Origin of the sequence: Aeromonas sp. SE22, assembly GCF_038739755.1 — a bacterium.
GTDB lineage: Bacteria > Pseudomonadota > Gammaproteobacteria > Enterobacterales > Aeromonadaceae > Aeromonas > Aeromonas jandaei.
On record NZ_JBCGFD010000005.1, the window covers coordinates 116,378 to 128,380 of the forward strand.

The window sequence follows — 12,003 nt, forward strand, 5'->3', positions numbered from 1 at the left end:
TAAAGTGCAATGATATTGACGCCGGGTTTGTTCTAGTGACAGGCTCGGCGTTAAACTTATGAAGCAGTCTGTCACCAAGGATGGGATATGATTGGATACTTTCGTGGCTTTTCTCTTATTGAGTTGATGGTTGTTGTCGCCATTGTGGCGATCCTTGGCACCATCGCTTATCCCGCCTATCAGCAATATTTGCTGACCAGTCATCGTGTCGATGCGAAAAAGATGCTGCTTGATGCCGCCAACCGGCAAGAGAGCTATTTTATGGACTTCAATCAGTACGCCTCTTCGGCGTCGGCACTCAATATCTCTGACAATTCAGATTCAGGTTTTTACCATCTGGTTATTTCTGCTGCCGCTAATACCTATACCCTGACTGCGACAGCCTCAGGTGCACAGGGCTCTGACCGAGACTGCATTATTTTCTCTATCGACCAAAATGGCACCAAGAGCGCAAAAAATATCAGCAATGCAACCAACAATAATTGCTGGAACTAGGTCATGAAACGCACAGGTTTTGATAGTGTGCCCTCCGGTTTCAGCCTGCTTGAAGTGATGATTGCTGCTGTTGTGCTCTCTTTTGGTCTGCTGGGGCTGGTCGCCATGCAGGCGCAATCCAAATTCGCAGGATATGAGGCGAGACAGCGCACCATAGCCAGCTGGTTGGCGAACGACATGGTGGAGCGGATCAAGGTCAATCGGGCTATCTGGGAGGCGCAATCCAGTAATACCTGGATCGTCAGTTCGAGTACATCATCGCTACCATCCTGTGCCAATGCTGATGGCACCATGAGCAACTGCAGTGATGCCAATATGCTGGCGCTCGATCTCTACTACTGGCGTCAGTCCCTGATAGGTAGTGCCGCATCGGGTGCTGGCTCCACGCTCAACAATCCTGTCGGTTGCATCATCAAGGGGGCGAGTGACTCGCTGACCGTGGCCATTTTCTGGGCTGGTCGCAAGGCCTCCCATGATGGTTCAAGTGCTATCGCATCAGCCACAACCAATGCTTGCGGCATATCCGGGGTCGACTTGACGAGGCGTCAATACGTATTGACGACCACCTTATGAATAGCCGTGGTTTTACCTTGGTGGAATGGCTGATTGCTATGGTGATCGGTGTTTTTCTGCTAGGTGGTGTGCTGAGTGTGTTCGTTGCTTCCAGAACGACTTCTGAAGATGCGTTTGACCAGAGCGAGTTGCAGGAAAACGGGCGATTGGCGATGCGTCTGATAGCTCAGGATCTCAAGTGGGCCGATTTTTGGGGCGATTATACCGGTATGCCGATGCAGCTGAACTCAGGGGTAACGATAACTTCTGGTGCTGTTATTACTTCTAGCAAAGATTGCTTGGATGAGCGTGGTGAAGGAAGTTTCCCATCAGCATCCGCACCAGTACGTGGTGTATGGGCGACACATATTGATGCCAACAAGCTGATCACAGGCAATGCATTCAGCTGTATTGCATCGGCCAACAGGGTTGCGAATTCAGACATCATCAGCATCAAGCGGTTGATAGGTTTCCCCTTGGCAGACAGTGCACTCTCTGCAAATAGGTTCTATATGGCAACGACGCCTCAGTCTGCTGTTATATTTCGCGGCAACGAAGCCCCTCCTGATAATACTGCTATGCCAAATAGACAGTTATGGGAGTATCAGCATTACATCTACCATATTGTGGATAACAGTGGAGTCCCTGAATTACACAAGCGAATGCTGACTGCCAACGATGGATCATGGGATATATCTGGCGCACTGGCACAAGGTATAGAAAAAATAACTTTGCTATACGGTGTAGATACCAGTCCAGTTCAGGATGGGCGAATAGATAAATATGTATCAATCAGTTCTGTTGCCAGTAATGAATGGAATGAAGGGCGTGTCATTGCTGCCCGTCTGTTTATTCTTGTTCGCTCTCTGCAAGCTTCATCGAAATATATAAATAACAATACATATCAGGTTGGTAATATTCAGGTCGCCGGTGGCGGTGATGGTTTTCGACGATTGCTTCTGGAGACATCCATCGCGTTGCGTAACCCTGCTGCCATTGCTGGAGGTGGCAAATGAGACGAGCCAGAGGTGTTGCATTGATCGTGGCTTTGGTCATTCTGGTACCGCTGACCCTGATTGCTGTCGTGATGATGCAGTCCAGTGGTGTGGATCTCAAAATGGCGGGGGCTGCTGCCAGTTTGCAGCAGGCCGAGCATCGGATTGAAGGGATGATAGAGAGCGCATTATTGCAAGCTGGTCTGTCGAGCAAGATTGCAACAATGGGAGCCAGTTCTGCAATTTCGGTTAATGGAAATACGGTCAATATGGAACGGCGTGGTGAAAGTGTCTGCAAGCGGAAAGTGGATGCCAGTAGCCAGAATGTTATCCCTTCTTGTCGTTATGTTGAGCTGCAGGCTGCAGCAACATATGGCAAGAACAGTCGTGCAATGATTTGGACTGCTGGGGTAGAGCAACCCCTGTTAAAGGCGGAATAGGAGCATAGGATATGCGCGAACATGGACGAGCCTTGCTGCTTTGCACCGTAATGGCCGCCATGCCGGTCTTGGCAAGCAGCAGTTATTCTGATGACACCGAGCTGTTTATTTATGATTTTTCAAAAGCAGGTGACTTCAGACCCAAAATCCTGGTTATCTTTGATAATTCAGGGAGTATGAGCTCAACCATGGATGTGGTTAGAGAAGCTTACGATCCAAATACGACATATCCAGCACTCAGTAATGATCCAGATACCGGAAATAGTAAAAAGTATGTCTACTTTTCTACCGATGGTACAGTTCCAACTATCACCAATACCCAGCGATTTCAAGACAGTATAAATGCCTGTGCATCTTCAAAAACACCATTGTCGAGCATTGGTTACTTTCAGTCACAAGTCTGGAACTATACCTACTCTAGTTATTCTGGAGGGAAGCCGCGGCAGGGTACATGGGGATCAGTTTCTGGCCGAACCGAATCAAACATTGTATTGGTTGATTGCAAGCAAGATATAATTTCCAGTAACAACAGTAACCCCTACTCTGGCCCAAGCTTGGTTGTTGGAAGCATCTCGAATGGTTATCCAGTAAATAAGACTTCAAATAGTAGTGGCTTATGGTATTACACAACGAATATCAGCAATGCTGCTGCGGGGAGTAATACTGCAGTTACCTTATATAGTGCGAATTACATCAGGTGGTATTATGGGCCGACAGGACATAGTGTCCAGTCACGACTTCAGGTTGCCAAGGATGCTGTGAAGGGATTGATATCTTCAACTCCCGGCGTTGATTTTGGACTGGCTGTATATAACTACAATGACAGCAATGGTGGCCGAAATGGTGGGCGCATCGTTCGTCGTATTCTGAGTAACGATACCGATATCGGTAATGGTGTTACGGCAGAACAGAATTTATTGTCGACCATAGATAGCCTTGGAGCGGAAACTAATACGCCGCTATGTGAAACGCTATATGAAGCCTATCGTCTATTTGGTGGGCGTTCAGTTTATTATGGTGATGACGATAGCTCGCGAACTCCTGCTCGGGATACATTGGCGGAAAACCCTGTCGGAACCTATAAAGCTCCTTATGATAAATGCTCTAACAATGGCTATGTCATTTATATAACTGATGGTGAGCCAACCCAGGATACCAATGCCAACTCGTTAGTGCAGGGGTTGCTGGATAATCTCAATGCGACTGAAAAAGCTGCATATGGTACAACAGTTGGATATGGCAGTAGTGGCAGCACCAGCTATATTGCCGCACTGGCTGGCTATATGAAAAACAAGGATATAAACCCGGGTTCTCCCGGAGTTCAGACTGTTACCACCTTTACTGTCGGGTTCGGAGATGATGCTGTTAGTGGTGCAGGTAACCTGTTAGCGGAAACTGCTCGTCGTGGTGGCGGACTATATTATCCTGCGACCAGTGCCGAAGCACTCAGTCAGGCACTGAAGTCATCTTTACTTGCCATATTGCGCATCAATACCTCTCTGGTATCTCCGGCTATTGCAACAAATAACTTTGACCGGACCAGAAGTCTTAATAATATTTACTATGCCATGTTTGAACCTGATACCGGTCCACGATGGAAAGGTAATCTGAAAAAGCTGGTCTTGTCTGACAAGGGATATGTAGTTGATACCACTACATTACCGGCGATAAAAAGTGATGGCACAATTCTGGAAGGGGCCAGAACTTTTTGGTCATCAGAGGATGACGGTAATCTGGTTGCAAAAGGTGGTGTGCAGGAGATGCTTGCCGATAAAAGCAACCGCAACCTTTATCTTATCAATGACAAGGCATCGCCCAAGCGCCTTGACAGTTTTACGCGCAGCAACGCCCAGATAATGGCTGGCAGTGCTGAGGCACTACGTTCACTGATGCAGTTATCTGACGTCTCTGAGCTGGATAATATGTTCAACTGGATCACTGGTAGTGATGTCGACAATGAAGATAACGACAGCAGTACGACAGTCAGGAAATATATATTGGGTGATCCCCTGCACTCCAGACCTTTGGTCATCAACTACGGTTGTATGGTTGCACAAGGGCAGACTAGTTGTACGCCGGACTTGCGTATTATCATGGGGACCAATGCCGGTTTCCTGCATATGTTCAAGGATCTGGGTTCATCTGTTGATGAAACTTGGGCCATGATGCCTTATCCGCTGCTAGCCACTCAAAAAGCTTTACGGCAAAATAGTGAGTCATCTGCTCACGTATTTGGTGTCGACTCCTCTCCCGTAGCACTCATCAAAGATGCTAACCAGAATGGGGTGATAAAAGCATCAGAGGGCGATTATGTCTGGATGTTTGTCGGGTTGCGTAGTGGCGGTAAAAACTATTATGCCTTTGATGTCACGAATCCTGAAGCACCAACACTGAAATGGTCCATTACACCTGATTCGAGTGGTTTCTCGCAGTTGGGGCAGACCTGGTCTGTCCCTGAAGTGGCATTTGTTCCCGGCGTGACCGATCCGGTAGTGATCTTTGCCGGTGGTTATGATCTGAATAAAAGTACTCTCGGGCTGGGTAGTTCTGATAGCAGTGGAGCAGGTATTTATATAGTGAATGCCAATACCGGTGCTCTGATATACAGTGCAACGCCAGCAGCCAACAGTACGACAAACCTGCAAGTCAGCACCATGCTGGACAGTATGCCTGGTGGTGTGGCGACTCTTGACAGTGATGGGGATGGTAAAGTCGACCGTATTTATGCCAGCGATACTGGCGGAAATATCTGGCGAATGGATTTGCCAGGAACCAATAAAACAGATTGGAGTGTATTCAAATTTGCCAGTCTGGGTTCTGACACACAGCAAAATGAAGATCGGCGTTTCTTCACTCAACCTGTATTGGTAAGAACAATCAATAAGGGGTGGGAAGTAAAAAATAGCCAGTATGTTTATAGCGAACGCCCCTTCGATGCGGTCTTGATTGGTTCTGGTGACCGTAATCGCCCATCATCAGAATCGACCGTCAACAATGCCTATTTCATGCTGCGGGACTATCAGGTTGTACCCAAATCCTACCGCACCGTCACTCCTCCATCGGCGATCACTATTGATCAACTCTACGATGTAACAACTGACCCCTTCCTCGGTAAAACGGATACGCAGATATTGGCGATCAAGAAAACCCTGACCAGCAAGATGGGGTGGAAATATTGGCTGGATGCAACGGGAGAGAAGTCGATGGGGGCTGGGGTTGTTCTTCAGGGCAAACTTTACTTCACCTCCTTCCTGCCGCAGGTCCAATCTTTTGAGGAGTGTACCATTCAGTCGATAGGAGCCATGCGGCAATACATGGTCGATATGCACTATGGCACATCATTCCGCTATACGGTCGACCAGGCTGGTAATCAGTCTCCGGAACGTTATGTCGAGGTCAATAATAAAGTGGCGGATGACCTCGTGGTGCATGCTGGTGATGATGCCAAGATCCGTATTATCGGTGGTGCTCCGGGCGAGGAGGTTATTCTGAAAGATGACGGGAATAATCAACCTACCCGTTGTACCGGGGCCGGGCAATGTTCAGAGGGAGCTGATGAGGCCGAAATGGATATGACACCCAAGAAGATATACCTCTACGAGGATGAACCCCAATGAGAGTGAATATGCTGTTGTTGACTCTGCTGGGCGTTAGCTGCGCCCATGCAGCTGTAGATCGTAAGTGCTATGTCGAACTGGAAAATGGGGCGAATGTTGTATTGCAGGGCGCTATTGCGGATAACAAAAAGCCTGAGATTGCCTTCAAGGAGAAGGGATTTGAGATAAACGGGCAGCTGCTGATGGTGAGGACAGTGCTGGAATGTCAGCCTGTTGATCGGCCTTTCACTCTCGAGTCCGCCCGAAAACAAGAGAAAGAGCAGCCAAGATAGCAGTAGTGCAAGATGATTGGCTCAAGGGCAGATTGTTGTGGTATCTGTCCTGCTACTGCGGCCAGAAACGGCAATAACGAGGTCAATCTCCGGTTCTTGGCTCACACAGACTTTAATGGTCATATTGGTGCCCAGGCTGGTGCCGTCTGGAGCAAACAGAACCCGGGTTCTGGTGGAAGTGATGGCTGCGTTGGATGAAAAGGTTGGGGTACGTGCCAACTCTGTTTCACCGTTATCAAGTTGGGAGTTGTTATTGGTATCGGCAAATACCAAGAACTGTGTTGAATTGCTGGAAACACACTGGCTTGTGTTGTTGATTAGACATGCGCTTACGGTTTGCTGTTCACTGATTGCTTCGTTACGCGCGAAGCGCAGGTGTTTCATCAACCGCTCACTTTCATAGTTGGCGGTGTTCTCTTTGAGCAGGTCGCTTAGGGCAGGAATACCAATGGCAAGTAGTATGACCCCCAATGCAATGGCGATCATCAGCTCCAGCAAGGTAAATCCGCGTTGTTTCATGGTGGCCTGAGGTGTGTCGTTCCGTGACTATCTACAGCTTATCCTTACTGCCGATGGCTGTCACATGGTTACACCAGTCTTGAACTGGCAGATCGCCCCCCTTTTCTTTATCATTCCCCATCATTTTCGAATTCAAGATGCATCGCCATGGCAAAAGCCCTCTCTCTGATGCTTGCCCAGTTGAATCTGACGGTAGGCGCCATCGAAGATAACACTGACAAAGTGCTCGCTGCGGCCGCCCAAGCCGAACAGCAAGGTGCCGATCTGCTGGTCTGCTCCGAGCTGGCCCTGACCGGCTATCCACCGGAAGATCTGCTGTTGCGCGCCGATCTGATGATCCGGGTCGATGCTGCGCTGGCTCGCATTGCCGAATGGCAGGGTAACTGCGCCATTTTGGTCGGGCATCCCTGGCGTGAAGGTGAGGCGCTTTATAACGCAGCCTCCCTCTATGAGCAGGGCAAGTTGATTGCCCGTTACTTCAAGCAGGACCTGCCCAACTACGGGGTATTCGACGAGAAGCGCTACTTCACCGCCGCGACCGAGACTTGTGTGGTTCCCTTCCGTGGTCACAATCTGGGGCTGCTTATCTGCGAAGACCTCTGGCAGCCGGGCCCGGCGCTGGCCGCCAAGGCGGCAGGAGCCGATCTGCTGCTCACCATCAATGCGTCTCCTTACGATCAGGAGAAACCCTGGATCCGCCGTGAACTGATGACTGAACGCTGCGATCAGACTGGTCTGCCGCTGGTCTACCTCAATCAGGTATGCGGTCAGGATGAGCTCATTTTCGACGGCTGCTCTAAGGTGTTCAACAGCCAGGGCGAACTGACCCACAAGCTCGCCCCGTTTGCTGAAGAGCTGGCGCTGGTACGCTTTGCCGATGGCCAGCCGGTGAAAGAGCGGGAGCCAGCAGCACCGCTGGAGCCGTTGGCCGAGACCTATCAGGCGCTGGTGCTGGCAGTGCGCGACTACGTTACCAAGAACGGTTTCCACGGGGCGGTACTGGGTCTCTCCGGCGGCATCGACTCGGCGCTGACGCTGGCCATTGCGGCCGATGCCATCGGTGCCGACAAGGTGCAAGCGGTGATGATGCCGTTCCGCTATACCGCCCAGATGAGCGTGGAGGATGCCAAGGAGCAGGCCGAACGGATGGGGGTTGAGTTCAACATCATCTCTATCGAGCCGATGTTCGAAGGGTTTATGACCCAGCTGGCGCCGCTGTTTGAAGGTACCGCCCGCGATACTACCGAAGAGAACCTGCAGGCTCGCTGCCGTGGGGTGCTCTTGATGGCGCTCTCCAACAAGCGTCGCCGCATCGTGCTGACCACCGGCAACAAGAGCGAGATGGCGGTCGGCTATGCGACTCTTTACGGTGACATGGCGGGCGGTTTTGACGTGTTGAAAGATGTGCCCAAGACGCTGGTCTTCAAGTTGTGCGAATATCGCAACTCGGTCGACTACGTGATCCCGCAGCGGGTTATCGACCGCCCGCCTTCAGCAGAGCTGGCGCCGGATCAGGTGGATCAGGACAGCCTGCCGCCGTACGACATCCTGGATGCCATCCTCAAGCGCTACGTGGAAGAGGATGCCTCCGTGGCCGACATGGTGGCGGAGGGCTTCGAAGAGGCTGTAGTGCGCAAGGTGATCCGTCTGGTGGATCTCAACGAATACAAGCGCCGTCAGGCGGCGGTCGGGCCCCGTATTACGGCCCGCAATTTTGGTAAGGATCGCCGTTACCCCATTACATCCGGGTTCGGCAAACAGAACTGGTAAGGAGTCACCATGAAGAAGATTGAAGCCATCATCAAACCGTTCAAGCTGGACGATGTGCGCGAGGCCCTGGCCGAGATCGGCATCAACGGCATGACCGTCTCCGAAGTCAAAGGCTTCGGCCGCCAGAAGGGCCACACCGAGCTCTATCGCGGTGCCGAGTACATGGTCGACTTCCTGCCGAAAGTGAAGGTGGAGCTGGTAGTGCAGGACGAGGATCTCGATGCCTGTCTGGAAGCGATCCAGAACACTGCTCGTACCGGCAAGATTGGTGACGGCAAGATCTTCGTCTGCGAGGTGGAGCGCGTCATTCGTATCCGTACCGGCGAAGAGAACGAAGACGCTATCTGATGTCGTTTTTGCCTCGTTATGTTCAGGAGAGCAAATCAAGTTCTGCTCTGATGTCCCGAAAGCGCATCGTGGCGGTGGCCGGCCTGCTGGCAGTACTCACCGCGTGCAGTACCCGCCCGCCGGCCCAGCCGGAAAACTTGTGCCAGATCTTTCGCGAGAAGCCGGAGTGGCACAAGGCTGCGCTCAAGATGAACGAGAAGTGGGGGACGCCGATCCATGTGGTGATGGCCATGATGTATCAGGAGTCCTCCTTCGTACACGACGCCCAGCCGCCGATGGAGTATTTCCTCTTTATTCCGACCGGACGGGCGAGCTCGGCTTATGGCTACGCTCAGGTGAAAGACGAGACCTGGGCCGATTACCAGCGAGAGACCGGCAATAGCTGGAGTGATCGCGATGACTTTGCCGACGCCATCGATTTTATGGGCTGGTACACTAACAAGGCTCAGCGGCTCAATGGCACCTCCAAGTGGGATGCCTATGGCCAGTATCTCAATTATCACGAAGGGTGGGGTGGCTATCGGCGTGGCAGCTATCGCAGCAAGGGGTGGTTGATGAAAACCTCGCGCAAGGTGGAAGCTCGCGCCCAGCGCTACGGCGCCCAGTATCGACAATGCAAGGATCAGCTCTCCCGCGGGGGCTGGTTCTGGTAACCCAATCAGGAGTCAGAAATGCCGTTATTGGACAGTTTTACCGTTGACCACACCCGTATGGAAGCGCCAGCGGTGCGTGTGGCCAAAACCATGCAGACCCCGAACAAAGATACCATTACTGTGTTCGATCTGCGTTTCTGCGTACCGAACAAGGAGATCCTCTCCGAGCGCGGTATCCATACCCTCGAGCACCTGTTCGCCGGTTTCATGCGTGATCATCTGAACGGCAACGGTGTGGAGATCATCGACATCTCCCCTATGGGTTGCCGTACCGGCTTCTACATGAGCTTGATCGGCGCGCCGGACGAGGCCCGTGTCGGTGCCGCCTGGCAAGCAGCCATGAGCGATGTGCTGACTGTGCAGGAGCAGGGCAAGATCCCCGAGCTGAACGAGTATCAGTGCGGTACCTACAGCATGCATTCGCTGGAAGAGGCCCATGCCATCGCTCGCCATGTGCTGGAGCGCGGCATCGGCGTCAACCACAACGACGAGCTGGCCCTGCCGGAAGAGAAGCTCAAAAGCCTCTAAGGCTATCGAGTCAAGATGAGAAAAACCGGTCAGCAATGCTGGCCGGTTTTTTTATCGCTGTTTGCGTCGCATCGCGATGACTTGTTCACTTTCTCCGCTCTGCTAGGATGTTCTCCTGCTTGTGTTTCAACTGCGGGAGGGAGTGCCGATGAAAGGGGTGTTGCTACGCTGGTTGGCCCGTTACGACGAGTGGTGTGAAGAGTGGGGACTTACTCAGGAGAACCGGCGCTGTTGTACGCCGGTTCGTTATGATGAGGAGCCATCGAAAGAGTGCAATCCCGGTAGTGATGATTCACTTACTGAAAATTGCGGGTCACGGCACCGGTAACGCTGTTGTACTCGAAGCCGAGGCCGTTTTCATACTCCGAGCCAGTCTGGAAGCGGCCCATAGAGTCGCGCAGGATATAGAGACAGTTCTGGTGATGTTGACCATGTGTGTCGGTAGTAGAAGTTCTGCTGACCGAGGATATGTAGTCAGCCTTGTCGCGAATGTCTTGATCTCGAACGCTGGCTGCAACTGTATATTCGGTATCTAGCAGACCTTGAAATACGAGCTCGCAGTCATCGTCTCCAGAGATGGATATATAGTCTGATGGTAAGTTGGCCAGCTCATATGTTTCGTTTATGCCTTTTCCGCTTGCTTCTTTGGTTCCAACCGGCCAGCCATACATATTGATATCCATATTCTTGGCACCAAAGCTTCCAAGATTATATAGAGCCAGTGCCTGTCCTTGTGTAACTACTGCCCATCCGGCATTAGCCAGCTGTACCGCACTGGCAAAGCTGCCAGCTGTCGCCGAAACCGTGCTTTTCAGCGCATCGTCCTTGATATTGATAAAGCGGGGCAGGGCGGTGACGGCCAGGATCCCCAACACTATGATGACCAGCACCAGTTCAATCAGGGTAAAACCACGGTGTTTGTTGTTCATCATCTTCAATGACCCATTAAATCCCACAAACAGGTGTGAGTGATATGCAGCTGACAGATACCCATTGCCACCTCGATTTTCCTGACTTTGACGAGGACAGGGAGGCATTGCTGGCTCGTTGCCAGGCATCCGGGGTGACGGAGTATATCATTCCTGCCATTGCCGAGACCAACTGGCACCGTGTGATGGCGCTGGCCAACCAGCACACGGGCGTGTGTTATGGCCTGGGTGTTCATCCCTGGTATGCCGGTGAACAAGAGGAGGGGGCAGTAGATCGGCTGCGGGAGCTGGTATCGAGCCGTCCCGAGGGGCTGGTTGCCATCGGTGAGTGCGGACTGGATCTGCGCTCCCATGTACCTCAGGCGAGGCAGTTCGAACTGTTCGAGGCGCAGATCAAGCTGGCAGTCGATGTCGAGCTGCCATTGATAGTTCATTCGGTACGGGCCAATGACACTGTGGCCAAGCTGCTGCGTCGCTTCAAACCGGTTCGAGGTGGCGTGATCCACGCCTTCAGCGGTTCGCTGCAACAAGCAGAGGCGTTCTGGCAGTTGGGCTTTTATCTTGGTGTCGGCGGGGTCATCAGCTATGAGCGGGCCAACAAAACCCGTGAGGTATTTCGGGCCATGCCGCTTGAATCGCTGGTGCTGGAAACCGATGCACCGGATATGCCGCTACAGGGGCGGCAAGGAGAGCGAAATACACCGGAAACGCTGCCGGAAATTGCGGCGATATTGATGGGGATACGAGAAGAACCTGCAGAATATGTTTCAACTATGTTAGTTGATAATGCCGAGCGACTTTTCCGGCATCGCAAAAGGCAATGAAACATTGGTGTAACAAGTGGTTGAGCTATCAGGGAAAAAAATAAGCGTAAAAATCGTTTGC

13 protein-coding genes are annotated in these 12,003 nt (G+C 51.8%); 11 read left to right on the plus strand and 2 right to left on the minus strand.

What is annotated here, in order from left to right; genetic code table 11:
• The first annotated feature begins 87 nt into the window (after positions 1-87).
• From tppA to tapY2, 6 genes are read left to right on the plus strand one after another with little or no spacing between them, the layout of a single operon-like run.
• Positions 88-495, plus strand: a complete 408-nt coding sequence (gene tppA, locus AAHA39_RS11085; protein ID WP_033114080.1) for a type IVa pilus pseudopilin TppA — start codon at positions 88-90, stop codon at positions 493-495.
• Positions 496-498: 3 nt separating this feature from the next.
• Positions 499-1,068: a type IV pilus modification protein PilV gene (gene pilV, locus AAHA39_RS11090; protein WP_041209100.1), complete on the plus strand. Its 570-nt coding sequence runs from the start codon at positions 499-501 to the stop codon at positions 1,066-1,068.
• Complete coding sequence (locus AAHA39_RS11095; protein WP_320655981.1) at positions 1,065-2,063, plus strand: PilW family protein; 999 nt, start codon at positions 1,065-1,067, stop codon at positions 2,061-2,063. The genes pilV and AAHA39_RS11095 overlap by 4 nt, the downstream gene beginning before the upstream one ends.
• Positions 2,060-2,482 (plus strand): pilus assembly PilX family protein, encoded by a 423-nt coding sequence (locus AAHA39_RS11100; protein ID WP_320655982.1) that lies wholly within the window; start codon positions 2,060-2,062, stop codon positions 2,480-2,482. Before AAHA39_RS11095 ends, AAHA39_RS11100 begins: the two co-directional genes overlap by 4 nt.
• An 11-nt stretch (positions 2,483-2,493) precedes the next feature.
• Entirely contained in the window at positions 2,494-6,099 is a 3,606-nt protein-coding gene (locus AAHA39_RS11105; RefSeq protein ID WP_320655983.1) for a pilus assembly protein, read from the plus strand.
• A gap of 8 nt (positions 6,100-6,107) precedes the next feature.
• Positions 6,108-6,371: a type IVa secretion system protein TapY2 gene (tapY2, locus tag AAHA39_RS11110; protein ID WP_269319552.1), complete on the plus strand. Its 264-nt coding sequence runs from the start codon at positions 6,108-6,110 to the stop codon at positions 6,369-6,371.
• Between the two features lie 21 nt (positions 6,372-6,392).
• On the opposite strand, the gene AAHA39_RS11115 is transcribed toward tapY2, so the two are convergent.
• Complete coding sequence (locus AAHA39_RS11115; RefSeq protein WP_043851171.1) at positions 6,393-6,890, minus strand: GspH/FimT family pseudopilin; 498 nt, start codon at positions 6,888-6,890, stop codon at positions 6,393-6,395.
• Positions 6,891-7,037: 147 nt separating this feature from the next.
• On the opposite strand from AAHA39_RS11115, the gene AAHA39_RS11120 reads away from it, so the two are divergent.
• From AAHA39_RS11120 to luxS, 4 genes are read left to right on the plus strand one after another with little or no spacing between them, the layout of a single operon-like run.
• Positions 7,038-8,660 carry an NAD+ synthase gene (locus tag AAHA39_RS11120; RefSeq protein WP_320655984.1) on the plus strand — a complete coding sequence of 541 codons (1,623 nt, stop codon included), beginning with the start codon at positions 7,038-7,040 and terminating at the stop codon, positions 8,658-8,660.
• Between the two features lie 9 nt (positions 8,661-8,669).
• A complete protein-coding gene (gene glnB / locus AAHA39_RS11125) occupies positions 8,670-9,008 on the plus strand; it encodes a nitrogen regulatory protein P-II (protein ID WP_005308848.1) in 339 nt (112 codons plus the stop codon).
• Positions 9,009-9,058: 50 nt separating this feature from the next.
• Complete coding sequence (locus AAHA39_RS11130; protein WP_042030721.1) at positions 9,059-9,661, plus strand: transglycosylase SLT domain-containing protein; 603 nt, start codon at positions 9,059-9,061, stop codon at positions 9,659-9,661.
• Positions 9,662-9,679: 18 nt separating this feature from the next.
• Positions 9,680-10,189 carry an S-ribosylhomocysteine lyase gene (gene luxS, locus AAHA39_RS11135; RefSeq protein ID WP_033112946.1) on the plus strand — a complete coding sequence of 170 codons (510 nt, stop codon included), beginning with the start codon at positions 9,680-9,682 and terminating at the stop codon, positions 10,187-10,189.
• Positions 10,190-10,485: 296 nt separating this feature from the next.
• Here luxS and AAHA39_RS11145 read toward each other — a convergent pair whose 3' ends face one another.
• Positions 10,486-11,121, minus strand: a complete 636-nt coding sequence (locus AAHA39_RS11145; protein ID WP_320655985.1) for a type II secretion system protein — start codon at positions 11,119-11,121, stop codon at positions 10,486-10,488.
• Between the two features lie 41 nt (positions 11,122-11,162).
• Here AAHA39_RS11145 and AAHA39_RS11150 point away from each other — a divergent pair, with 41 nt between their 5' ends.
• Positions 11,163-11,942, plus strand: a complete 780-nt coding sequence (locus AAHA39_RS11150; protein WP_320655986.1) for a TatD family hydrolase — start codon at positions 11,163-11,165, stop codon at positions 11,940-11,942.
• Positions 11,943-12,003 lie beyond the last annotated feature (61 nt).

Bases quoted from the DNA above. Each gene is read 5' to 3' on its own strand.
- pilV (WP_041209100.1), top strand. From the start codon at position 499: ATGAAACGCACAGGTTTTGATAGTGTGCCCTCCGGTTTCAGCCTGCTT.
- tapY2 (WP_269319552.1), top strand. From the start codon at position 6,108: ATGCTGTTGTTGACTCTGCTGGGCGTTAGCTGCGCCCATGCAGCTGTA.
- AAHA39_RS11095 (WP_320655981.1), top strand. From the start codon at position 1,065: ATGAATAGCCGTGGTTTTACCTTGGTGGAATGGCTGATTGCTATGGTG.
- tppA (WP_033114080.1), top strand. From the start codon at position 88: ATGATTGGATACTTTCGTGGCTTTTCTCTTATTGAGTTGATGGTTGTT.
- luxS (WP_033112946.1), top strand. From the start codon at position 9,680: ATGCCGTTATTGGACAGTTTTACCGTTGACCACACCCGTATGGAAGCG.
- AAHA39_RS11115 (WP_043851171.1), bottom strand. From the start codon at position 6,890: ATGAAACAACGCGGATTTACCTTGCTGGAGCTGATGATCGCCATTGCA.
- glnB (WP_005308848.1), top strand. From the start codon at position 8,670: ATGAAGAAGATTGAAGCCATCATCAAACCGTTCAAGCTGGACGATGTG.
- AAHA39_RS11130 (WP_042030721.1), top strand. From the start codon at position 9,059: ATGTCCCGAAAGCGCATCGTGGCGGTGGCCGGCCTGCTGGCAGTACTC.
- AAHA39_RS11150 (WP_320655986.1), top strand. From the start codon at position 11,163: ATGCAGCTGACAGATACCCATTGCCACCTCGATTTTCCTGACTTTGAC.
- AAHA39_RS11145 (WP_320655985.1), bottom strand. From the start codon at position 11,121: ATGATGAACAACAAACACCGTGGTTTTACCCTGATTGAACTGGTGCTG.
- AAHA39_RS11100 (WP_320655982.1), top strand. From the start codon at position 2,060: ATGAGACGAGCCAGAGGTGTTGCATTGATCGTGGCTTTGGTCATTCTG.
- AAHA39_RS11120 (WP_320655984.1), top strand. From the start codon at position 7,038: ATGGCAAAAGCCCTCTCTCTGATGCTTGCCCAGTTGAATCTGACGGTA.
- AAHA39_RS11105 (WP_320655983.1), top strand. From the start codon at position 2,494: ATGCGCGAACATGGACGAGCCTTGCTGCTTTGCACCGTAATGGCCGCC.